At 64.6% G+C, this 21810-nt stretch carries 17 protein-coding genes and 1 pseudogene; 8 read left to right on the top strand and 10 right to left on the bottom strand.

Annotated elements, in window-relative coordinates; genetic code table 11:
* Positions 1-52: 52 nt before the first annotated feature.
* Positions 53-1369: a metal-dependent hydrolase family protein gene (locus tag D3872_RS18960; RefSeq protein ID WP_119812303.1), complete on the bottom strand. Its 1317-nt coding sequence runs from the start codon at positions 1367-1369 to the stop codon at positions 53-55.
* A gap of 230 nt (positions 1370-1599) precedes the next feature.
* Between D3872_RS18960 and D3872_RS18955 the strand changes: the two genes are divergently transcribed.
* A complete protein-coding gene (locus D3872_RS18955; RefSeq protein ID WP_229459412.1) occupies positions 1600-3402 on the top strand; it encodes a tetratricopeptide repeat protein in 1803 nt (600 codons plus the stop codon).
* 48 nt (positions 3403-3450) lie between these two features.
* Here D3872_RS18955 and D3872_RS18950 read toward each other — a convergent pair whose 3' ends face one another.
* Positions 3451-5724: a CHASE domain-containing protein gene (locus D3872_RS18950; RefSeq protein ID WP_119812278.1), complete on the bottom strand. Its 2274-nt coding sequence runs from the start codon at positions 5722-5724 to the stop codon at positions 3451-3453.
* 201 nt (positions 5725-5925) lie between these two features.
* Between D3872_RS18950 and D3872_RS18945 the strand changes: the two genes are divergently transcribed.
* From D3872_RS18945 to D3872_RS18935, 3 genes are all read left to right on the top strand, one after another.
* A complete protein-coding gene (locus tag D3872_RS18945) occupies positions 5926-6936 on the top strand; it encodes a sulfate ABC transporter substrate-binding protein (RefSeq protein ID WP_119812277.1) in 1011 nt (336 codons plus the stop codon).
* 15 nt (positions 6937-6951) lie between these two features.
* Positions 6952-7614: an RBBP9/YdeN family alpha/beta hydrolase gene (locus D3872_RS18940; protein ID WP_119812276.1), complete on the top strand. Its 663-nt coding sequence runs from the start codon at positions 6952-6954 to the stop codon at positions 7612-7614.
* A 93-nt stretch (positions 7615-7707) separates the two neighbouring features.
* Positions 7708-8649 (top strand): CysB family HTH-type transcriptional regulator, encoded by a 942-nt coding sequence (locus D3872_RS18935; RefSeq protein WP_119812275.1) that lies wholly within the window; start codon positions 7708-7710, stop codon positions 8647-8649.
* Here D3872_RS18935 and D3872_RS18930 read toward each other — a convergent pair.
* The 3 genes from D3872_RS18930 to D3872_RS18920 all read right to left on the bottom strand — a co-directional run bounded on the left by D3872_RS18930 (position 8646) and on the right by D3872_RS18920 (position 11700).
* The gene (locus tag D3872_RS18930) at positions 8646-9644 is read right to left on the bottom strand and encodes an LLM class flavin-dependent oxidoreductase (RefSeq protein WP_119812274.1); all 999 of its coding nucleotides are present in this window, start codon (positions 9642-9644) and stop codon (positions 8646-8648) included. The two genes, D3872_RS18935 and D3872_RS18930, sit on opposite strands and share 4 nt — an antisense overlap.
* Positions 9645-9727: 83 nt before the next feature.
* The gene (locus D3872_RS18925; protein ID WP_119812273.1) at positions 9728-10597 is read right to left on the bottom strand and encodes a hypothetical protein; all 870 of its coding nucleotides are present in this window, start codon (positions 10595-10597) and stop codon (positions 9728-9730) included.
* A 755-nt stretch (positions 10598-11352) separates the two neighbouring features.
* Positions 11353-11700, bottom strand: a complete 348-nt coding sequence (locus D3872_RS18920; protein WP_119812272.1) for a DUF4148 domain-containing protein — start codon at positions 11698-11700, stop codon at positions 11353-11355.
* Between the two features lie 138 nt (positions 11701-11838).
* Here D3872_RS18920 and D3872_RS18915 point away from each other — a divergent pair, with 138 nt between their 5' ends.
* Positions 11839-12315, top strand: a complete 477-nt coding sequence (locus D3872_RS18915; RefSeq protein WP_119812271.1) for a winged helix-turn-helix transcriptional regulator — start codon at positions 11839-11841, stop codon at positions 12313-12315.
* Between the two features lie 29 nt (positions 12316-12344).
* On the opposite strand, the gene D3872_RS18910 is transcribed toward D3872_RS18915, so the two are convergent.
* The 5 genes from D3872_RS18910 to D3872_RS18890 form a co-directional block, all read right to left on the bottom strand.
* Positions 12345-12722, bottom strand: coding sequence for a PH domain-containing protein (locus tag D3872_RS18910; RefSeq protein WP_119812270.1), 378 nt, complete (start codon positions 12720-12722; stop codon positions 12345-12347).
* A 530-nt stretch (positions 12723-13252) separates the two neighbouring features.
* A protein-coding gene (locus D3872_RS18905; protein ID WP_220476966.1) for an IS3 family transposase occupies positions 13253-14430 on the bottom strand; the annotation gives its coding sequence in 2 pieces (ribosomal slippage) (positions 13253-14163 and positions 14163-14430; 1179 coding nt in all).
* Positions 14431-15070: 640 nt separating this feature from the next.
* The gene (locus D3872_RS18900) at positions 15071-17125 is read right to left on the bottom strand and encodes a S9 family peptidase (protein ID WP_119812269.1); all 2055 of its coding nucleotides are present in this window, start codon (positions 17123-17125) and stop codon (positions 15071-15073) included.
* Positions 17126-17279: 154 nt separating this feature from the next.
* Positions 17280-18482 carry a serine hydrolase domain-containing protein gene (locus tag D3872_RS18895; protein ID WP_229459411.1) on the bottom strand — a complete coding sequence of 401 codons (1203 nt, stop codon included), beginning with the start codon at positions 18480-18482 and terminating at the stop codon, positions 17280-17282.
* 133 nt (positions 18483-18615) lie between these two features.
* Positions 18616-20247, bottom strand: a complete 1632-nt coding sequence (locus tag D3872_RS18890) for a M28 family metallopeptidase (protein ID WP_182915858.1) — start codon at positions 20245-20247, stop codon at positions 18616-18618.
* A 132-nt stretch (positions 20248-20379) separates the two neighbouring features.
* Here D3872_RS18890 and D3872_RS18885 point away from each other — a divergent pair, with 132 nt between their 5' ends.
* The 3 genes and pseudogenes from D3872_RS18885 to D3872_RS25325 form a co-directional block, all read left to right on the top strand.
* Positions 20380-20868 (top strand): hypothetical protein, encoded by a 489-nt coding sequence (locus D3872_RS18885; protein WP_147373928.1) that lies wholly within the window; start codon positions 20380-20382, stop codon positions 20866-20868.
* A gap of 116 nt (positions 20869-20984) precedes the next feature.
* Positions 20985-21539, top strand: coding sequence for a peptidoglycan L,D-endopeptidase MepK (mepK, locus tag D3872_RS18880; protein WP_119812266.1), 555 nt, complete (start codon positions 20985-20987; stop codon positions 21537-21539).
* A gap of 77 nt (positions 21540-21616) precedes the next feature.
* A pseudogene (locus D3872_RS25325) lies at positions 21617-21810 on the top strand (hypothetical protein); the annotation flags it as partial.

Below are 21810 nucleotides of genomic sequence, written 5' to 3'. Positions count from 1 at the left end.
GATGGATGGAAAAACAGCCCGATTATGCTCCCGTCCGCCCGAAACGCGCGCCTTACTTCGGCGTCTTGACCACTTGGCCGCCCACCATCACGAAGTCCACTTTCTTCAAGGCGCGCACATCGGCCAGCGGGTCGGCAGACACCGCGATCAGGTCGGCGTTCTTGCCCGCTTCCAGCGAACCTGCCACGGCCGATACGCCCAGCAGGTCGGCCGCGTTGACCGTCGCCGCCTTGATCGCCTCGGCCGGGGTCATCCCGAACTGCACCATCAATTCGAATTCATCGGCATTGCGGCCATGCTTGGATACACCGGCATCGGTGCCGAACGCGATCTTGATGCCGCGCGCGTGCGCCTGCTTCAGCGCCTTGCCGGTGATGCCGATGCGCCAGTCGATCTTGGCGCGTACCGCCGGCGAATACGCATCCGGATTGGCGGCGATGCGCTCCTTGTAGCCGTTGATGGTCGACAGCGTCGGCACGTAGTACGCGCCCGACTTGAGGAACAGCTTCGCGCCTTCGTCGTCCAGCAAGGTGCCGTGCTCGATCGAGTCGGCGCCGGCGGCCAGCGCCAGGTTGATGCCGGTGGCGCCGTGCGCATGCACCGCGACCTTCTTGCCGTACAGGTGGGCCGCTTCGATCAGCGCCTTCGCCTCGTCGTCGAACATCTGCTTGTTGACGCCCGCGCCGATCACGCTGTTGACGCCGCCGGTGGTGGCGATCTTGATCACGTCCACGCCGCGTCCGACCTGCACGCGCACCGCCTTGCGGCAGCTTTCCGGGCCATCGCACAGGTTGGTCGTCGGGACCGCGTGCTGGACCCAGTCCGTGTAGCCAAGGCGTCCGTCCATGTGGCCGGAGGTGGTGGAGATCGGCGCGCCTGCGTCGATGATGCGCGGACCCTGCACCCAGCCCTTTGCGACCGCGTCGCGCAGCGCCAGCGTGACGCCGTCGCCATCGCCCAGGTTGCGCACCGTCGTAAAGCCGGCCTGCAAGGTCTTGTGCGCGTTCATCTGCGCCTCGTACGCACTGGCGGCAACGCTGTCGGTCACCGCGGCCAACTGGCCTTCGACGCCGGCTCGGTCGCTGGTCAGGTGCACATGGCTATCGATCAGGCCGGGCAGTACGAAGCGCTGGCGCAGGTCGATGACCGATGCTCCGGCGTAGCGTTCCGCGCCGACGAAGCCGTCCAGCACTTCAGCAACCTTGTCGTTGCGGACCACCAGGGTCGACGCGCCGCGCGGCGCCTGGCCGGGACGGTCGAGCAGGTGGCCTGCCTGCACCAGCGTGATGGTGTCGGCGCCGGCGGCGCTGAGCGAGAACGCCATGGCGGCTGCGGCAGCAATGGTCTTGAGCGAAGTGTTGAGTGTCATGATCGAGTATTCAGGAAACGGGTTGTCGTGCGGAAGGGTCCGGCTCGCCATGCTGGCACAAGAACCGCGGCAAGGCAACCAGCACGGCCGCGCAGCATGCCGTTGTCAATACGCTTCATAACGCGGGCACGTTAGAAAAATTCTATGATGGCGTTTAGTGCAATGATGTAGGCTCTTCTCTTGGCTGGACGCCGGAATTCGCTTTGCATTGCCGCTTGCAGGAGAACAATATGAAGAACAAGACTTCCCTGGTTGCGCTGGCCGGCGTCGCCGTTGCCGGCCTTGCCGCCCTGGCGCCCACGCAGGCGCAGAAACAAGTTGCGAATGGTTTCGATCCCCTGCTCACGGGCGGCGCCGTCTGCGCCCCGGGCCAGAAGGGCCGGCCGCCGCTTCTCGACCGGCTGGTGCTTGCCCAGGCGACGGAAACGGCGCCGTTCAAGCCCGGCCAGCAACCGGCCCGGCGCGCCGCCGAAGGCAAGCCGCCGCTGTACAAGGACCTCGGCAAGCTGCACGTGCCGATCAGCACCCGCAATGCGCAGGCGCAGGCCTACTTCGACCAAGGCATGCGGCTCACCTTCGCCTTCAACCATGCCGAAGCGGCGCGCGCCTTCCGCGCCGCGCAGCAGCTCGATCCCGGCTGCGCCATATGCTACTGGGGCGAAGCGCTGGTGCTCGGGCCTAATATCAACGCCCCGATGTTCCCGCACGCTGTCGCGCCGGCCTTTGCCGCCGCGGCCAACGCCGCCAGGCTTGCCGCGGGCGCCAGCCCGGCCGAACAGGCGCTGATCAAGGCGGCGTCGCTCCGTTACGCGGCAACGGCGCCGGCCGACCGCGCCCCGCTCGACAAGGCCTACGCCGACGCCATGGCCGAAGCGGCGCGCGCCTGGCCCAACAACGACACCATCCAGGTGCTGTACGCCGAATCGCTGATGGACCTGTCGCCTTGGGACTACTGGGAAGCGGCGGGCGCGAAACCGAAGGGCCGCACCGCCGACCTGGTCGATGCGCTCGAGCGCGTGCTCGAACGCAATCCCACCCACCCCGGGGCCGCGCACTACTACATCCATGCGGTCGAAGCCTCGACCCATCCCGAAAAAGCCCTGCCCGCCGCGCGCGTGCTGGCGAAGCAGATACCGGGCGCAGGCCACATCGTGCACATGCCGTCACACATCTACTACCGCGTGGGCATGTACAAGGAGTCGCTGAAATCGAACCTCGAAGCGATTGCCGCCGACGAGAAGTATTTCAGCCGCTCCGACAGCGACCCGGTCTACAAGGGCGCCTACTATCCGCATAACATCCACTTCGTGATGGTGTCGGCGCTGATGGGAGGCGACGGCAAGACCGCGCTGGGCGCTGCGGCCAAGCTGGATAAGTCGCTTCCGGCAGCGCTGGTGAAGGATTTCGGCGTCCTGCAGCCGGTGAAGGCGGCGCCCTACTTCTCGCACGTGCAGTTCAGCAGCCCCGACGTGCTGGTGTCGCTGCCCGATCCCGGGCCGGACCTGGTGCTGCCCAAGGCCATGTGGCACTACGCGCGCGCCGTCGGTTTCGCACGCAAGGGCGCACTGGCCGAAGGCGCCGCGGAAGTCGATGCGCTGGCCAAACTCGAACGCACGGCCGACTTCAAGCCGATCGCCGACTGGGGCGTTCCCGCGAAAGAGATCGTGCACACGGCGCGGGCGGTGGCCGCCGGCCGCCTGGCCGATGCCAAAGGCGACCTGCCGGCGGCGATCAAGGCCTATGAGGAAGCGATAGCGGTGCAGGACACGCTGCCGTACACCGAGCCGCCCTACTGGTATTACCCGGTGCGCCAGTCGCTGGGCGCGGCGCTGATGCGCGGCGGCCAGCTGGACGCCGCCGAACAGGTGTTCCGCACATCGCTGGCGCGCACGCCGAGCAATGGGTGGGCGCTGCGCGGTTTGATCGAGCTTTACCGCAAGCGCGGCGATGCCGCGGCGCTGGCTGCGGCGCAGAAGCGCTTCGATTCCACCTGGCTGGGAAGCAGGGACGGACCAGCGCTGTCGCTGCTTTAGGCTCGATCGCTGCCTGGTTCACGCACTGGGTGACGCTGAGCCCACTTTCTAGTCCGCCGGGGTTTCTGGTCGCGCGTCCAACAGCTGCCTGACCTTCAGCGCCAGCTCTTCGCGCTGGTAGGGTTTGGCGAGCAGCTGCGCGCCGGGAGCAGCGTCGCGCACCTGGTTCATCAGGTCGCGCGGGTATCCCGAGGTCAGCAGTACGGCCAGTCCCGGCAAGCGGGCGCTCGCGGCGCGCACCAGTTCGATACTGGAGACCGGTCCCGGCATCACCACGTCGGTAAACAGCACGTCGACGTGGCCGGCCTGGCCGAGCATCTCCAGCGCGCTTGCGCCGTCACTGGCGCGCAGCACCTTGTAACCCAGCTCGGCCAGCATGTCGGCCGCCGCTTCCTGCACCGGCAGGTCGTCGTCCACCACCAGGATGGTCTCGCCCCGGCCTTCGGCAACCTCGGCCACCTCGCTGGCCGGCGCCGCGGCTTGCGGCGCCTGGTAGGAGCGCGGCAGGTAGATGGCGATGGTGGTTCCCATTCCCTCCGCGCTGTCGATGTCGATATGCCCGCCGCTCTGCTTCACGAAGCCGTAGGCCATGCTCAGGCCCAGCCCGCTGCCCTGTCCCTCCGGCTTGGTGGTGAAGAAAGGCTCGAACGCCCGCGCCCGCACTTCCGGCGGCATGCCCGGCCCGGTGTCGCGCACCGCGATGCGCACGTACTCGCCCGGCCGGATGTCCGATATCGCCGCCAGCTTTTCCCCGTCCGGCAAGACATTCTCCAGGCCGATCTCCAGCCTGCCGCGGCCCCTCATGGCGTCGCGTGCGTTGATCGCCAGGTTCAGGATCACGTTCTCAAGCTGCGACGGATCGGCCAGCACGTCCCACACGCCCGGCTCGCTGTGCACCGCCAGCGCCACCTCCACCCCGGTCGCGCGCTGCAGTAGGTCGTCGATGCCGGCCAGCAGCAGGCGCAGGTCAACCGCCTGCGGATGCAGCTGCTGGCGGCGCGCGAAGGCAAGCAGCTGCGCCGACAGCCTGGCGCCCCGTTCGACGGCATTGCCGATGCTTTTCAACCGGGCCGCGCGCTTCTCGGGCGTGGACTGGTAGCGCAACAGTAGCTGGACATTGCCGGAAATGATCTGTAGTACGTTGTTGAAGTCGTGCGCCACGCCGCCTGTCAGCATGCCGATCGATTCCAGCCGCTGCGCCGCCTCCAGCGCCTTGCCGGACGCGCGCAGTTCCTCCGCCATGCGGGTGGCCAGCGCCCAGGCGCGCTGCCTGCCGCTGCCGAGCACCCAGACCAGCGAGGCCAGCAGCAGGCTGGCGACGGCGCCGCCGATGGCGATGAAACGCGGGGCATCGCTCTTGATACGCTCCTCGAAGGCCGGGGTGCCGCGCACGTGGACGAGCCACGGGCGACCCGCGATGTCGATCGCGCTGGTCAATTCCAGGCCCGAAGCGCCGCCGGCTTTCCGCACGAAATCGCAGCCGTGCATGCAACTGGCGTCCGACACGGTTGGCCCGTCATGGATCGAGACCGCCAGGCCGACGTAACGTTCGCTTTCCAGTGCGCGCATGAAGTCGCCCGTGCGGAACGGCGCGTAGACCCAGCCGATGATCGCGGCGCGGCGCTGCTCCGCCGTTCCCGCCGGCATGCCGCGCCGGTACACCGGCAGGTACAGCAGCGCGCCCGGCTGCCCGTTCGGCCGCAATTCCTGCACCAGCGTCACCCTGCCGGACAGGGCCGCTTCGCCGGTATCGCGCGCCCTTTCCATCGCCGCGCGCCGCACCGGTTCGCTAAACATGTCGAAGCCCAGCGCGCGGCGGTTCATGGCGTTGAGCGGCTCAATGCGGATGATCGCCGTGTAGAGGTCGCGTTGACCGGACGGCCACACGGCATGCGCGGCATGCTGCAGTGCCTGCGGCCCGGGACCGGGGACCGGAGTCGCCGCCGGCGGGCCGGGGACGATCTCGGACATGGCGATACCCTGGATGCCCGGATACAGCTCGGCCAGGCGCAGCGTGTCGACATAGTCGCGGAACTCGTCGCGGCCGATTTCCATCGAGCCGTGCAGGCTTCCCTTCAGCCCGCGCAAGGCCTGTTCGTAGGTGGCCATCCGGCGTCCGACCTGGGCGGCGACGTGGCGCGCCTGGAATTCGAACTCGGAGCGCACCCTTGCCATCCGCGACAGCTCGGCCTGGTGCCAGAGCATGGTGGTTGCCAGCAGCGAAAGCAGCAGCGTGCCGGTCGCCAGCCACAGTGGCGGGGAGCGGATCGAGTCCGTTGTTTCCGGGAAGGTGGTCGGCGATGTATTGCGGGCTGTGGGCATTGACGCAAGTCGTGGATGGGCAAGCCGGGCTTAATTCCATGAGGTTAGCATTTTTACACGACGCCGGCGTAAACTTCCGGCCCGGCCATCATCCGGGCGCCGCCTTGATAAGCATTGCAGAATTTCTTGGTTCGTGTCCATCGGGGCCGACAGTAGACTCGGTTCATACACATTCAATCACCCTTACCGAGGAAAAAAATCATGCTCCGCCCCGCACGCCGTTCACTCATCATCGCCACCCTGCTTGCCGGCATCGCCGGTCCGGCGCTGGCCCAGACCACCCTGCTGAACGTGTCCTACGACCCGACCCGCGAGCTGTACCAGGAATACGACCAGGAATTCAGCAAGTACTGGAAAGCAAAGACCGGCGAAGCGGTCACCATCCGCCAGTCGCACGGCGGCTCGGGCAAGCAGGCGCGCGCGGTGATCGACGGGCTGGAAGCGGACGTCGTCACCCTGGCGCTGGCCTACGACATCGACGCCATCGCGGAAAAGACCAAACGCATCCCGGCCGACTGGCAGAAGACGCGCGCCAACAACAGCTCGCCCTACGTGTCGACCATCGTGTTCCTGGTGCGCAAGGGCAATCCGAAAGGCATCAAGGACTGGGACGACCTGGTCAAGCCGGGCGTCTCGGTGATTACCCCGAACCCGAAGACCTCGGGCGGCGCGCGCTGGAACTACCTGGCAGCCTGGGGCTACGCCCTGAAGAAGCCGGGCGGCACCGAAGCCAAGGCGCAGGGTTTCGTCGCTGAACTGTTCAAGCACGTGCCGGTACTCGACTCCGGCGCCCGCGGTTCGACCAATACCTTCGTCCAGCGCGGCCTGGGCGACGTTCTGCTGGCCTGGGAAAACGAGGCCTTCCTGTCGGTGAATGAACTGGGACCGGACAAGTTCGAGATTGTCGTGCCGTCGGTGTCGGTGCTGGCCGAACCGCCGGTGGCCGTGGTCAACGCCGTCACCGATCGCCGCGGCACCACCAAGGTCGCCAGCGCTTACCTCGATTACCTGTACTCGCCGGCCGGCCAGAAGCTGGTGGCCAAGCATTACTACCGCCCGGTCAAGCCCGCGCTGGCCGATCCGAAGGACGTCGCGCGCTTCCCGAAACTGAAGACCTTCACCATCGACGACACCTTCGGCGGCTGGGCCAAGGCGCAGAAGACCCACTTCGCCGACGGCGGCACCTTCGACCAGATCTACGCCAGCAAGTGAGGCAAGGAGCGCGCCATGCAAACCACCACCCTGATCGTCCCCGGCTTTCACGGCAGCGGCCCCGGCCACTGGCAAACGTGGATGGAAGGCCAGCTGCCGGATGCGCGGCGCGTTTCCGGCATCGACTGGGAACGCCCCGTGCTGGCCAGCTGGGCGGAGGAAGTGCGGCGCGAAATCGACGAGGCGCCGGGCGCGGTGTGGCTGGTGGCGCACAGCTTCGGCTGCCTGGCCAGCGTGATCGCCGCCGCCGACCGGCCCGGCAAGGTGGCCGGGCTGCTGCTGGTAGCGCCGGCCGAACCGCGCCGCTTCTCGCTGTTCGGCACCCGTGAGGACTACCCCGACGGCATCAGCGTGGCCCAGGTGCTGCCGCAGGCGCCGCTGGCATCAAGCAGCCTGATGGTCGCCAGCCGCGACGATCCCTGGCTCCAGTTCGAACGCGCGGTGCAGCTGGCCGACCAGTGGGGCAGCCGCTTGATGGACCTCGGCAACGCCGGCCACGTCAATACCGAATCGGGCTTCGGCGCCTGGCCGGCGGGACTGTCCCTGCTGGCAGGCCTGCAGGACAGCGTCGAGGACTTTCCGCTCGGCGCCATCGATACCGGCCTGGCCGCCGTCAAGGGCCGCCGCAGCGCACTGGCGCGGCTGCGCCACCATACGCGGGCCAATCTGGGCGCTTAGCTTTAAAAGTAATGAGTTGTTGCGTTAACTGTATTTCCCATCGCAGTGCCCGGCAGATAGACTGCCTGTAAAACAAGCAGCCAGGCACACGTCATGAATTTCCAACAATTGCGCATCATCCGCGAAACCGTCAGGCGCGGCTTCAACCTCACCGAGGTGGCCGCCGCCCTGTTCACCTCGCAGTCCGGGGTGTCCAAGCACATCAAGGACCTCGAGGACGAGCTGGGCGTCGAGCTGTTCACGCGCAAGGGAAAGCGCCTGCTGGGCTTGACCGAGCCGGGCAAGGAACTGGTGGTGATGGTCGACCGCATGCTGATGGAGGCGGCCAACATCAAGCGCCTGGGCGACCAGTACAGCCAGCGCGACGTCGGCCAGCTGACGGTGGCCACCACCCACACCCAGGCGCGCTACGCGCTGCCGGCCGTGATCACCGAATTCAAGAAGGCCTATCCCAAGGTGCACCTCAAGCTGCACCAGTGCAGTCCGGGTGAGATCGTCAAGCTGCTGCTCGATGGCGAGGCCGACATCGGGGTGGCGACCGAGGCGCTGTCGGACGTGTCCTCGTTCGCCTCCTTCCCCTTCTACCGCTGGCACCATTCGGTGATCGTCCCGGCCGGGCATCCGCTCGAAGACGTGTATCCGCTGACCCTGGAAGCCCTGACCGAACACCCGATCATCACCTACCACGAAGGCTTCACCGGCCGCACCCACCTCGACCAGGCTTTCGCCCAAGCCGGCGCGGTGCCCGACATCGTGATGTCGGCGCTGGACGCGGACGTGATCAAGACTTATGTGGAACTGGGGCTGGGGGTGGGCATCGTGGCCTCGATGGCGGTCAACCCGGACAAGGACCGCGGCCTGCGCCAGCTCGACAGCAAGCATCTGTTCCCGGAAAACGTGGCCCGCATCGCGGTGCGCCGCGGCCACTACCTGCGCCGCTACGCCTACCGCTTCATCGAACTGTGCGCGCCCGGCCTGGACGAGTCCCGCGTGCTGCAGGCGCTGCGCACCGACACGGCGGCCGAGCCGGATTAATCCAGGCCGCGCTCGCGGTGGTGGACTTCGCCGACGATCTGGTACGAGCGCAGGCGCGCATAGTGGTCGAAGATCTGGCAGGTCAGCATCAGCTCGTCGGCGCCGGTGCGGGCCAGGAAGGCCTGCACCTGGCGTTCCACCGTGGCTGGCGAGCCGACCGCGGAGCAAGACAGCACCTGGTCCAGCATCGCGCGCTCCTGCGGCCCGAGCGATTCCAGGTAGCCGGGCACCGGCGGCTGCAACCGTCCCGGACGGCCCGAGCGCAGGTTGACGAAGGCCTGCTGCTGCGAGGTGGCCAGCACCGCCGCTTCTCCGTCGGTTTCGGCCGCGATCACGTTAAACCCCAACATCACGTAAGGCTTGTCGAGCCGCGCCGACGGGCGGAAGGTATCGCGGTAGACCGCGATGGCGTCCATCATCTGGCCTGGAGCGAAGTGCGAGGCGAAGGCGTACGGCAGGCCGTAGGCGGCCGCCAGCTGGGCGCCGAACAGGCTGGAACCGAGGATCCAGATCGGCACGTCGAGTCCCGCCCCGGGCACGGCGCGCACCTGGCGCTTCTGCTCGGACGAAAAATAGTCCATTAGCTCGCGTACGTCCTGCGGGAATTCGTCCGCATCGGAGGCCAGGTTGCGGCGCATGGCGCGCGCGGTGGCCTGGTCGGAACCGGGAGCGCGCCCGAGCCCGAGGTCGATCCGTCCCGGATACAGTGAAGCCAGCGTGCCGAACTGTTCGGCGATGACCAGCGGCGAGTGGTTCGGCAGCATGACGCCGCCGGCGCCCACGCGGATGCGCGAGGTATGGCCTGCGATGTGGCCGATCAGCACCGCGGTGGCGGCGCTGGCGATGCCCGGCATGCCGTGGTGCTCGGCCAGCCAGTAGCGGTTATAGCCCCAGCGTTCGGCGGCCTGCGCCAGGTCGACGCTGTTGCGGAACGACTGGGCAGCGTCGCTGCCCTCGGTGATGGGGGCCAGGTCGAGAACGGAAAGTGGAATCATCGTAGGCTTCCTGCAGCGGGTTCGGATGATTCCAAGTTATCACAGAAGCCGCGCGCCTGCAGGCGCGCGCCCCTTTGCCGGCGTCAGGCCGCGACCTTGAACGCCGTGTAGATGTCGCGGCTCCACGACACATTGCGCTGCCCGCTGACCAGGCGCGTGAAGTCCTTCAGCATCAGCCAGCGCGCATTGCCCTTCGGGTAGCAGTTCAGGTAGCGGCGGTTGTCCTTCTGGCCCGAACGCCACGGGGTCGAGATCAGGGTGTGGCGGTCGGTGGAGGTAATCGCCTTCAGGGTCGGCACGTAATGCTCGGTGTAGACCGGGTCGAAGTAAGGCGTGCCCTCGCGCGCGCCGCCGTACACGATCGGCACGTTGGCGGCCATCGCGATCACGTGCTTGATCGGCAGCTTGCGCAGCTTCACCAGTTCCGGCGAGCAGCGTTCGTTATTCGACAGCACCAGCAGCGGCGCCTCCTTCGACTTGGCGAGATAGACGTGGATGTTGGCGCCGAAGACCGAGAAAGGCTGGTCGACGAAGTCGCCGAATATGTATTCGAGCGAGGCCACCAGCGGGTCGACCGAATCGAAGGCCGGCTTGCCGACCATGAGCTTGGAGATCGAGCGCAGGCCCGAAAATGCGCCCACGTGATGCTGGTTGCGGAACACTGTTTCGGCCTCAGGATGGCACAGCGAATCGATGCTGACCCGGTTGCGGCCGGTGGCGAAAGCCAGGAAGCCGAACAGCGCATACACCGAGCCGGAAAAGGCGTGGATTTCGCCGAACCTGGCCAGGCGCTCGACGCCGATGGCATTCAGCACGATGTACTGGCGGGTGAAGCTCGGCCCGGTGCTGTCGAGCAGCAGGCAGGTATCTTCCGGCGCATGCGCCGCAAGGTCGTCCGAGATTTCTGCAACAACGCGCTTCTTGAGCGAGAGGATATTGGCTGGCACTTGCATGGTGGCTGTCCTTAGTAGATGAAGATGACTTCCGCGAATCCGGCGGTATTTTTTTCAGATCGCCGGATTACCTCAGCTGCAGGAAAATGTTGAAGTCCTCGTTGCGGTCAGGGATGGCATGGATGAAGCTACCGACGTAGATGGACGACGCGGCAACAGCAAGGACAGGCGCAAGAAGGACATAGCTCCACATGGTTCGCTCACTTTCATCGGAATTGCTCCGAGAAACCCTGTACTTCAGGGCAGGGAGTGAAAGGAGCCGGGCGCGTAGCGCCCGCAGCCGTCCAAGTAAAAAAATGTTTTGAACTTTGGTGTTGGTTCACGGTCAAACTCCATAAGTGCTTCAGTATGCGATTACGCGCTGGGCATGATTTACCAGTACCGCTTTTTCCAATCCGCAGTCGCCTTAGGCGAGGTCGAGAGATATCCTGCGGATTGAATAAGAAGCTGGGCTCTTTCAGTCCGGCTTCCGTCTGGGGCATCAGACGCCAGCAGTGGGAATCCCCTTTCGTTCACGAAGGGGAGTATGTCAACTAAGGGTTAAGTAAAGGACAGCTACGTCTACAGTTTTGCTACCCATGCGCGGCATTGCGCATGTACGACGCGATCAGAGATGCCGCGCGCGCCTGCTTCGTCAGCCGCCACGCGCGCCGCGTGGTGGATGGTGTGTTCATCAATTCAGTGCTTCACATGAATTTCTGCACGGAAACCCATAAACTGCGAGTCGCGCGTTGGCGGGTACTTACTTCCCCCGATCACTTCTCTACCGGGGTGGTCGGCATGGCAGGCTGTTGAGGCTTGGCCGGTTCCATCGCCACGGTGCGTCCCTGCGCCACGCCGCCGCGCGCTTCGACGCCGCTGCGCGCGGTGCCTTGTCCTCTGCGCACCGCCGTCGGCCCGAACTGCGACTGGTAGTCCACCAGCGGGCCGAACTTGAGCTCCCCGCTGGCGATGGCGCGCTTGGTTTCGGCGATCACATCGGCACGCTGGATCTGGGCCTGGGTCTGCTGGGCCTTGGCGACCGCGTCGTTGGGCGGCTCCGCAGCCAGGGCGGAACCGGTGGCCAGGATGGCGGCGGCGCTGATCAGATAAAAGGTTTTCATGATTGTTCTCCCTTGAATTCGGTGCCGGCAGAAGGCCCGCACCGGCATTTCGTTACTTCTACAGTAGCTTGCATTTTGCAACCCACAATTGATGATACACGCTAGACTTTCATTTTGCAAGCGTGTAAAATCAAAAACATGGACACCCGCTCATCTACCGCCTGCCCGATTGCCCGCGCCGCCAGCCTGATCGGTGATGAATGGGTATTGATTGCCTTGCGCGAACTGTTCCAGGGGCCGCAAAAATTCGACGAGCTGCAAAAGAAGACCACCGCAGCGACGAATATCCTGACCAACCGGCTGACGCGCATGATCGCGGCCGGCATCGTGGTCAAGGTGCCCTACCAGGAGCGGCCGCCGCGCTATACCTACCGGCTGACCAAGGCCGGCCTGGCCCTGATGCCGGTGGCGCTGGAACTGATGCGTTATGCGGAAGAATGGATGCCGTCGGAACTCGGTTCGCCGCTGCAGCTTCGCCACCTCGGCTGCGGCAAGGTGACGCGCGCCGGCCAGGTCTGCTCGGAATGCGGGGATCCGATCAACATCAAGAATGCGCGGCTGGAAGCGCGCGGCACCGAAGCGCCCGCCGATGCGCAGCCGCTGAGCGCCGCCTGATGATCGTCAGGGACGCGGGCGCTGTGTGATTAACGCAGGACGTAGGTCGCGAGCACGCCCTGGACTTCGTAGATGCTCAGCTTCTTGTTGAACTGCTTGACGATCGGCGCCGCGGTGCCGGAAATCCAGATGTGCAGCTCGGCGTCCAGGTCGAATGTGCCGCCAGTCTCGATGCTGAAATGGGTGATGCTCTTGTAGGGAATCGAGTGGTAATCGGTCTTGCTGCCGGTGACACCCTGCTTGTCCACCAGCACCAGGCGCTTGTCGGTGAAAACAAAATAGTCCCGGATCAGCTGGTAGGCATGCTCCACCCTCTCGTTGGGCGCGAGCACCTTGCTGAATTCTTCCTGCACCTTCGACGCATCGATCTTCGATGCGTTGCCCAAAACTCCGTCGAGCAAACCCATGGCGACTCCTGGCATTGAAATTATCAGAGCGTCAATCATAAGCGAAAATCGCCAGCAAACTAACCCCCCGTTTCTGGCATGCCCGGGATGATGTACTGCGACTTCACGCGAAACGCAAGCAAATCGTTTCGGATCAATTTGAGGTAGTATACAAACCGTTGGGCCTCCTGCAATCGAGCATTTGGTGAGGACATGACCGATAAGTGGTCTTCATGCATCTGGGCAGGCAGAGCAATCGGTAGCTCTGAATAGTGGGGCAGCGGAAGCGCTGGTGCTCTGGACCAAACCTTCGGGTGAAGCTAAAGAGAGGCATCGGACACCTTGGGCTCAACGCACTAATTTCAAGACGGCCGCTTTTCGAAGCGGCCGTCTTCGTTTCTGCCTGCGAAAGCGCAGGGCCGTCAGGGAAGCATCCCGATTTTCACACCGCGCACCTGCTTGTTTGGGATGGCCGTAACGATGGAATACACTGGGTTACCACGTCCATCAGTCCGCTCCTCCACGATCACCGTGCCTGACTTGTGTGGTGGTCAAGTAAATTCGGACACAACGATAGGTTTTTTTGCTGCCATGTTCCGTTCGTAGACGGAGGGCGACAGATTGCCCAGAACTGAGTGCAGGCGTTCGCTGTTGTAGAAGCCGACGATGTAGGCGGCGATATCGATCTTGGCCTCAGCGTGGTTGGCGTATTCTCGCTGCCACACGCGTTCCATTTTGAGGTTCAGGAAGAAGCGTTCGGCGACGGCGTTGTCCCAGCAGTTCCCTTTGCGGCTCATGCTGCAGATGAAGCCGTGGCTGGCCAGTTTCGCCTGGTATTGAGCACTGGCGTACTGGCTGCCGCGGTCTGAATGAACGATCAATCCTTCGCCAGGCCGCCGCTGTTGAACCGCCATGTGCAGAGCATCGCAAACCAGCTTGGCTGGCATGCTCGGTGCCATGGCCCAACCGACCACCTTGCGCGAGAACAGGTCGATCACCACCGCCAGGTATAGCCAGCCGGCTCCGGTCCGGACGTAGGTGATGTCGGAGACGTAGGCCTTATTTGGCGCGGCCGGATTGAACTGGCGGGCCAGTACGTTGGCGGCGATCGGCAGATCATGCTTGCTGTCGGTCGTGTGAATGAATTTGCGCTTCCAGACGGGTTTTAAGCCTGCCTGGCGCATCAAACGTCGAACCTTGAAGCGACCGGCCGCAATGCCCCGATTTGACAGCTCTGCCACCATACGGCGACTGCCATAGCTCTGGTGACTCGCCACGAAAGCTGCGCGTAAATGGACACTCGCTTTGCAAACCACCGGCGCAGCAGCACGGCGCTTAGCTTCATAGAAACCGGAACGGCTAACGCCCAGTACACGGCAGCTTTGCGAGACAGGGATGGCCTTCGTTTGCAGCTCGTCGATAAGTCGAAAACTCATTTCAGCTCGCGGGCAAAGAAGGCCGACGCCTTTTTTAAAATTTCTACGTCTCCTCGCAGTTGGCGGTTCTCCTGCTCCAGTTGCCGGATTCGTTGCTGCTCAGGCGTCAGCGGTTTGCCAATGCCTGGCTGGCCAGCCTGCTCGGAATCGTACTGCTCCACCCAGCGGCGAACGGCGGTGGGACCAATGCTCATGCTCTGGCACACATGCTGAACACTCAGCCCCTGTTCTTTGATCATTTTGACGACCTCAAGCTTGAAGCTGGGATCGAAACTACGGCGTTGCCTTGTCATGCAAATCTCCTCGGATGGTGGATTGTCCACCTATCGACGTGACCGGGCAAATTAGACCACAGCATTGCTCTTGAAAATGGTTGCCCTGTCAAAGCGCTTCGCCATGGATCCCTCGTAAAAAATCTCCGCACCAGATTGCAAGATGCTGTGTATCAAGTTCGCGACCTTGTTGACTGCGGACAGCGGCGTTGAGAGCACCTCACTTTTCATTTTGCGAGCTGCCCATATATGTGCCAGCCCGAATCCGTTCTCAGCACCCCGATGCTCTCCGTACCGAAGGCGGATCGGTCCGGCTGGGAACACCTTGGCGTGGGTGTTCAGCGCCGGAAAGTGCCCCCAGTCGAGGTATTTGTGAGCGGGTTGGAAATCTCCTTGTTAGGGCTGATCTTGGGTTGATAACTTGAATCGCCCGCGACCTGCACCAACCTCTTCTTTGGCTTTCGTCGAACCTCTTGCATACCCGTTCCGTGATGTAAGTTGCCGACATGAGTCACCGGCCCGATTACCTCCTTCGTTGCTACCCCTCAGCGGTGCCGCATCTTGTAAGACCTCAGCAGCTAGAAGAGATTCCAAACACATTGCCACAAGCGAAAAAAAAGCCCGCACCATCGATGCGGGTTCTTCGGTTCTCAAACCGTAATTACTTCTGCTTCAGGTGCTGGTCGAGCCAGCTGAACACGGTGTGGTGCCACATCAGCGAGTTGGCTGGCTTCAGCACCCAGTGGTTCTCGTCCGGGAACACCAGCAGCTTGCTCTCGATGCCCTGGCGCTGCAGCGCGGTGAAGGCGCCCAGTGCCTGCGAAGTCGGGATGCGGAAGTCCTTCTCGCCCTGGATCACCAGCATCGGGGTCTTCCACTTGGTGACGTGGTGGACCGGGTTGAAGCGCTCGTAGTTGTCGGAAGCGGCGTAGTAGGTGCCGCCGTTTTCCCACTCGGTGAACCACAGTTCCTCGGTCGAGTAGGCCATGCCGCGGGTGTCGAACACGCCGTCGTGGTTGACGATGCAGCGGAAGCCGTCGGACCAGTTACCCTCGATCCAGTTCATCATGTAGCCGCCGTACGACGCGCCCAGCGCGCAGCTGCGTTCGCGGTCCAGCCACGGGAACTTCTTGACCGCCGCATCCATGCCCTTCTTCAGGTCTTCCAGCGGCTTGCCGCCCCAGTCGTTGCTGATCGAATCGGTGAAGGCCTGGCCGTAGCCGGTCGAACCGTGGAAGTCGATGAACACGGTAGCGTAGCCCGCGCCCGTATACACTTGCGGGTTCCAGCGGTAGCTCCAGCCGTTGCCGAAGCTGCCCTGCGGGCCGCCGTGCACCAGGAATGCAACCGGATACTTCTGTCCCGGCACCGCGTTCCATGGCTTCATCACGTGGCCGTACACGGTCTCGCCGTTGGCGCCGGCGAAGGAGAACTGTTCAAATTCACCGAAGCGCACGTCGGCCAGCGCGGCGTTGTTCTGCCAGGTCAGTTGGACCGGCTTGCCGCCGATTTTCGACTTGAACAGCTGCGCGCCCGACTGCAGGGTCGACAGGCTGTAGGCGACGGTGTCGCCGCGCACGTCGAAGCCGCCCACCGACCCAGGCCCGGTCAGCGCGGTGACCTTGCCGCTGGCGGCATCGATCGAGAACAGGCGGTGCTGGCCGACGTCCTGCGCATCGACCACCAACGACTTGCCGTCGGCGGTCCAGCGCAGGTCGCCCGCGGAGCGATCCCAGTTGTCGGCCAGCTTGCGCTTCTTGCCGGTGGCGACGTCCATCAGCATGACCTGGAAGCGGTCGGCCTCGAAGCCGGGCCTGGCCATCGCCAGGTATGCCAGGGTGCGGCCATCCGGCGAGAAGGTGCCCTTGGTGTCCCATGCCGGGTTTTCCGCCGTCAGGTTGCGCGGGGCCGCGCCGCCTGATGCCGGTACGCTGTACAGGTCGAAGTTGGTCGACCACGATTCGCTCTTGCCGGCGATACGCACCGAGAACACGATGGTCTTGCCGTCCGGGCTGAAGCGGTACTCCTCGGCGTCGCCGAAAGGCTTGGACGGCACGTCGCCGTCCAGGGTGCCGGAGAGGCTGACCGGCGCCACGCTGACGCGGCCAGTGCTGTCGATCGGCGCCGAGTACAGCACGGCGTTGGTGCCGTCGGCCCAGGTGTCCCAATGGCGCACGAACATGCGGTCGTAGACGCGGCCGGTCGCCTTGTCCTTGCTGTGCTTTTCCATGCGCGCCTTGGTGCATGCCAGGTCCGGACAGTCGCGGAACACGGCCATGCTCAGTGCCAGGCGGTCGCCGGTCGGGGCCAGGCGGAAGTTGTCGACGTCGAGCGGCAGGTCGGTCACGCGCGACGCTTCGCCGCCGCCCAATGGCAGGCGCCAGACCTGCGACGAGCCGGAGCGGCCGGACAGGAAGTAGATGGCGTCGCCGGCCGGTGACCATTGCGGGTCGCTGCTGCTGGCGGTGTGGTTGGTCAGGCGAACCGGCGCCGGCTTGGCCGCGCGCAGGTCGACCATCCACAGCTCGTTATGGCCGCGGTTCTTGTCCAACTCGGTGGTGCGGACGGAATAGACGACGCGCGACGCATCCGGCGACAGCACCGGCGTGCCGACGCGTTCCATCGCGACCAGGTCTTCCACGGTGAACCCGCGCGGCGCAGCAAGCGCGCTGCCGGCAGCGACGGCCGTACCCAACAACAGCAAACGTAACTTCATTCGATCTCCCAAGTCTGGTTAAAGCCCGCATTTATGGCTTGCGGTTACTTTGGACTGGGATTGTATCGGAATAGGGTGTCAAGACACACAGAAAGGTGGGCCGGGGAATACGGCGGATAAGTGCGCGGCACGCATCCGCCGTTCCGCCGCAGGCTTACCGCGCCCCTGCCGCTGGAGGAACGAACTCGAACCCGCTCACCGCCTCGGCCGAAAGCGTTCCAAGCCGCCCATACAGATCGAGAATGTTCTGTTTGTCGTCCGGATAAACCCGGTTCGACAACAACAGGTAGAAGGTTCCCGAGGTCGGGTCGACCCACAGGATACAGCCGGTAAACCCCGTATGCCCGTAACTCCCCACCGGGAACAGCTTGCCGCGCGGACGTGCGAACGGGGAATCGATGTCCATGCCCATGCCGCGCATCGCCCCGATGTGGGCGCCGCTTTGCGGCGTGGTCATCAGCCGGACGCTCTCGGCCGACAACACCCGCACGCCATCCAGTTCGCCACCGGCCAGCAGCATGCGCGCATAGCGCGCCAGGTCGGCTACGGTGGTAAACATGCCGGCCGATCCGGCCACGCCGTCCATGCGGCGCGCGGTCGGGTCATGTACCTCGCCCTGCAGCATGCGCCAGGCATCGCCGCCGATGCGCTGGGTCGGCGCCACCCGGTCCACCGCGAAAATCGACAAGGGCAGGAAGCCGCTGTCGCGCATCTTCAGCGGCGCGAAGATCCGTTCGTGCGCAAAACGGTCCAGCGGCTTGCCCGAAACGCGCTGCACCAGCTCGCCCAGCAGGATGTAATTGACGTCGGAATAGCGGAAAGTGAGTCCCGGGCTGTGGGTGGGTACGCGGCTGCAGGCCAGTTCCAGCGCCTTCTGCCTGCCCTGCCACGCCGGCAGCGCAGGCAATCCCGCTGGCAGGCCCGAGGTATGGGTCAGCAAGTGGCGCACGGTGATCGGGTCGCGCCCGCCGCCGCCGCATTCCGGAATGTAGCGCACCAGCGGCGCGTCGAGCGCGAGGCGGCCGTCCTCGGCCAGCAGCAGCACCGACGGCGCGGTAGCCACCACCTTGGTCAGCGACGCCGCGTCGAACACGGTCGAGGGCGCCACCTTCGCGGCCTGCTCCTCGTAGCTGTAGCGGCCGAACGCCTTCTGGTACACCATGCCGCCCCGTTCGAGGTGGAACACCGCGCCCGGCATGCGTCGTTCGCCGATGACCTGTTCGATCGCCTGGTCGATGCTGGCGAAACGAGTGGCGTCGAGGGGCGCCGCCGGCGGCGCCTGGTGGGCGCAGCCGGCGGTCCCGAGGGCGGCGCAAAAGCTGGCAATCATCGTGAGGGAACGCGCGAAAACGCTCATCGGCTAACAGGCATCGGGGGCTCCAGTCCGGGGAAGGGCACGGTCAGAAAAAAGCCGCGGCCTTCGGGCGGCACGGCGCTACCCGAAAAGCATAGTTGCATCGCGTGGGGCGGTCAAGGCCGCCGCCCTGTACTTACTTCGAAAAGGTGTCGCCGAAGAAGTCGCCCTTGTTCCACGCAGGCCGCGCCGGTGTGTCCGCGATTTCCAGCGCGATGTTGTAGTTCAGCTGGGCGAAGCGCGCCGCCGCGTCGAAGTTGAACGGCTGCGTCAGGTCGTCGTTGGGCTGGTGGTAGCGCTTGGACAGGAAGTCGCCCCACAGCTTGCCCGGGTTCTCGTCCTTGTTGGCCGAGCCCATGCCGGTCGCCAGGAAAATCGACGGGATGCCCTGGCGCACGAACATGTAATGGTCGGAGCGCGTGAACAGGCCCAGTTCCGGCCACGGGTCGGGAATCAGTGTCATGTTCATCTTGGCCAGCGCGCGCGTGGCGATGCCCTTCAGGGTCGAATGCTGGGCGCCGAAGGCCATTACGTCATTGAAGTCGAACACCAGCAGCGGCATGTCGAGGTTGACGTTGGCGACAATCGAGCGCACAGGCACAGTCGGGTTGTGGGCAAAGTAGTCGGCCCCCAGCAGGCCCTTCTCTTCGCCGGTCAGGGCGATAAACAGTATCGACCGTTTCGGCCTGGCGCCGGACTGGGCGAACATGCGCGCCGTTTCGATCAGCGTGGCCACGCCGCTGGCGTTGTCCATCGCACCGTTGAAGATGTTGTCGCCGCTGCGCTCCTTCACCTGGCCCAGGTGGTCGAGGTGGGCTGTGAACACCACGTATTCGTTCTTCAGTTTCGGATCGCTGCCTTCAATCATGCCGACCACGTTGGTGCTGGCCACATCGTTGCGCACGCTTTTCTTGAACATGCGCATCGACATGTTCAGGTCCATGTGCGGCACCGGTTTGTTGGCCTCGGCGAGTGCGTAGATGTCGTCCAGGCTGGCGCCGCCCGAATGCGCGAACAACTTTTTCGACGCCGGGATGCTCAGGCTGATGCGGTTCTGCAGCGCCGCTTCCTCGCGCGCGGCCTCGCCCTCGAGGTCGACCCAGCTCATGGACGGAATGAAGCGGTAGTCGCGGTTCTTGGAGAAAGCCGCGGCCTTTTCGCTTACCGGCGTCTGCAGGGTGACCGTGCCGACCGCGCCGTAGCGCGCGGCGATGGCGCGCTTGTGGTCGCCGCTGGCGAAGTGGGCGCCCTCCTCGGTCGGCAGGCGGCTCGGCTTGCCGGCAAGCGTCACCACAATCTTGCCCTTGACGTCGATATTGGCGTAGTCGTCGTAGCCGAACGCCTTCGCCTGGATGCCGTAGCCGACGAAAATCAGCGGCGCGCTGACTTCGGACTGGTCCTGCAGCAGGCTGCCGCTGACCGCGTAGTCGTCCAGGTAGGCCAGCGTTTCGCTGCCGGCCTTGCTGCGCAGCTCGACCACCGGCGACTCCTGCACCAGCCGCGTCGCGCGCAGCGGCACGAGCTGCTGGTAGCCGCCCTTGTCGCCCATCGGTTTGACGCCGTACTGCATGAACTGGGCCGCGACATAGCGCGCCGCGATATCGTAGCCGCGGCTGCCAGTCTCGCGCCCTTCCAGCAGGTCGTCCGCGAGGAAGTTCAGGTGGGCGCGGATCATGTTCTTGTCGGCGGCCGGGGCGGCGGCGGGAGCGGCGTGGCAACTGGCCGCCAGCGCCAGCAAGCCGCCGGCCAGCATGAATCCGTGTTTCATCGCGGTGTCCTGTGAGGAATATTGTTGATCGAGCACTCTAGCAGAAGGGCACGGCCGTGCGCGTAATTTCGAATGCATATAAGCAAGCGTGCTCCGCTTGCTATTTTCATATTGCCGGTCCAAGATTACGACATGAAAAAACTGACCTTCCCACGTTGCGCCCGTTTAGGCGCCCTGAGCCTGGCGTTCGCCATGGCCGCCTGCAGTGCCGGCGCCAACGGCGACGCCACCACCACGGCTGGTTCGTCGGCCAACATGTCGGCCACGCCGGCGGCCCCCGAGGCCCCGGCGACCAGGCCGGCCGCGCCGTCGCAAGGACTGTGGCAGCAGATGCAGGCCGAGATCGGCAGCGCCGCCTGCGATTCCCACGCCCAGTGCAAGACCATTGCGGTCGGGCACAAGGCCTGCGGCGGTCCCGAGAGCTATGCCGCGTACTCGACCAAAGGTACGGATGAGGCGAAGCTGGCCAGGCTGGCCGCCGACCATACCGCAGCCCGCAAGTCGGAGAACGAACGCAGCGGCATGCTGTCGAACTGCATGATGGTGCAGGACCCCGGCGCTACCTGTTCCGCCAATCGCTGCGTGCTGCAGAACCGCCCCGGCGCCGCCAGCGTCCAGTAACACTTGCCTGATCGGCAAGGCATTCACGCCCAGCCGGGCGTGAAGCGCACTGTTGCGTGCATCATCCAGCTCAACGCTGTATCATGGAAAATCAGTGAACATGGAGGACCATCACCATGAACAAGCGTCGATCTTTCCTCAAGAGCTCAGTTGTCCTGGCGTCGGTCCTCAGCGTGCCGGCATTATCCAAAGCTGCGCAAGTTGCCCAAACGGCAAAACCAGTAGAAGGCGAACGCATCCTTCGCCTGTATAACACCCACACCGGCGAGAGCCTGAAACGCGTGTTCTACGCGGAAGGCCAGTACGTGCCGGAAGCGCTGATGGACATCAACAAGCTGCTGCGCGACCACCGCAACAACACCGTGTCGGAAATCGACCCGCAGTTGCTGAGCCTGCTCGACCGCGTCACCTCGCAATTCGGCGACAGCGACGTGCTGCACGTCATTTCCGGTTACCGCTCGCCCGAATCGAACCGCAAGCTGGCCGCGGCCAGCGGCGGCGTGGCCAAGCACAGCATGCACCTCGAAGGCAAGGCGATCGACATCCGCATGCCGGGCCGTTCGCTGGAGCACCTGCACAAGGCGGCGCTGGCTGCCAAGGGCGGCGGCGTGGGCTATTACCCGACCTCGCAATTCGTCCACATGGACACCGGCCGGTTACGCCACTGGTAGGACTGCCGTAAATAAGGGGGCCGGACCCGGCCCCCTGCGGTGCGCGGCGCCGCGCCCGAAGTCCTTAAGATGTCGGAATGCCCACCCGCGCCCTTCCCGCCGTCATGCTGGCCGCGTCCGCAGCCTTGCTGCCGCCCGCATGCCTTGCACAGGCCGTCACCGGCCCGATTGCCACCGTGCACGTGCCGTATGTGCGCGACCCGGTCGACAAGTCTTACCGGAAAATGATCAAGGGTATGGAGCGCTTCCAGCGCGAGCGCGCCTTCGCGCC

It is taken from the genome of Massilia cavernae (assembly GCF_003590855.1).
Lineage (GTDB): Bacteria > Pseudomonadota > Gammaproteobacteria > Burkholderiales > Burkholderiaceae_D > Telluria_A > Telluria_A cavernae.
Note: the sequence above shows the minus strand (reverse complement) of the source record. Positions and strands in the feature narration are given on the sequence as shown.

Bases quoted from the DNA above. Each gene is read 5' to 3' on its own strand.
- D3872_RS18960 (WP_119812303.1), bottom strand. From the start codon at position 1,369: ATGACACTCAACACTTCGCTCAAGACCATTGCTGCCGCAGCCGCCATG.
- D3872_RS18955 (WP_229459412.1), top strand. From the start codon at position 1,600: ATGAAGAACAAGACTTCCCTGGTTGCGCTGGCCGGCGTCGCCGTTGCC.
- D3872_RS18950 (WP_119812278.1), bottom strand. From the start codon at position 5,724: ATGCCCACAGCCCGCAATACATCGCCGACCACCTTCCCGGAAACAACG.
- D3872_RS18945 (WP_119812277.1), top strand. From the start codon at position 5,926: ATGCTCCGCCCCGCACGCCGTTCACTCATCATCGCCACCCTGCTTGCC.
- D3872_RS18940 (WP_119812276.1), top strand. From the start codon at position 6,952: ATGCAAACCACCACCCTGATCGTCCCCGGCTTTCACGGCAGCGGCCCC.
- D3872_RS18935 (WP_119812275.1), top strand. From the start codon at position 7,708: ATGAATTTCCAACAATTGCGCATCATCCGCGAAACCGTCAGGCGCGGC.
- D3872_RS18930 (WP_119812274.1), bottom strand. From the start codon at position 9,644: ATGATTCCACTTTCCGTTCTCGACCTGGCCCCCATCACCGAGGGCAGC.
- D3872_RS18925 (WP_119812273.1), bottom strand. From the start codon at position 10,597: ATGCAAGTGCCAGCCAATATCCTCTCGCTCAAGAAGCGCGTTGTTGCA.
- D3872_RS18920 (WP_119812272.1), bottom strand. From the start codon at position 11,700: ATGAAAACCTTTTATCTGATCAGCGCCGCCGCCATCCTGGCCACCGGT.
- D3872_RS18915 (WP_119812271.1), top strand. From the start codon at position 11,839: ATGGACACCCGCTCATCTACCGCCTGCCCGATTGCCCGCGCCGCCAGC.
- D3872_RS18910 (WP_119812270.1), bottom strand. From the start codon at position 12,722: ATGGGTTTGCTCGACGGAGTTTTGGGCAACGCATCGAAGATCGATGCG.
- D3872_RS18900 (WP_119812269.1), bottom strand. From the start codon at position 17,125: ATGAAGTTACGTTTGCTGTTGTTGGGTACGGCCGTCGCTGCCGGCAGC.
- D3872_RS18895 (WP_229459411.1), bottom strand. From the start codon at position 18,482: ATGAGCGTTTTCGCGCGTTCCCTCACGATGATTGCCAGCTTTTGCGCC.
- D3872_RS18890 (WP_182915858.1), bottom strand. From the start codon at position 20,247: ATGAAACACGGATTCATGCTGGCCGGCGGCTTGCTGGCGCTGGCGGCC.
- D3872_RS18885 (WP_147373928.1), top strand. From the start codon at position 20,380: ATGAAAAAACTGACCTTCCCACGTTGCGCCCGTTTAGGCGCCCTGAGC.
- mepK (WP_119812266.1), top strand. From the start codon at position 20,985: ATGAACAAGCGTCGATCTTTCCTCAAGAGCTCAGTTGTCCTGGCGTCG.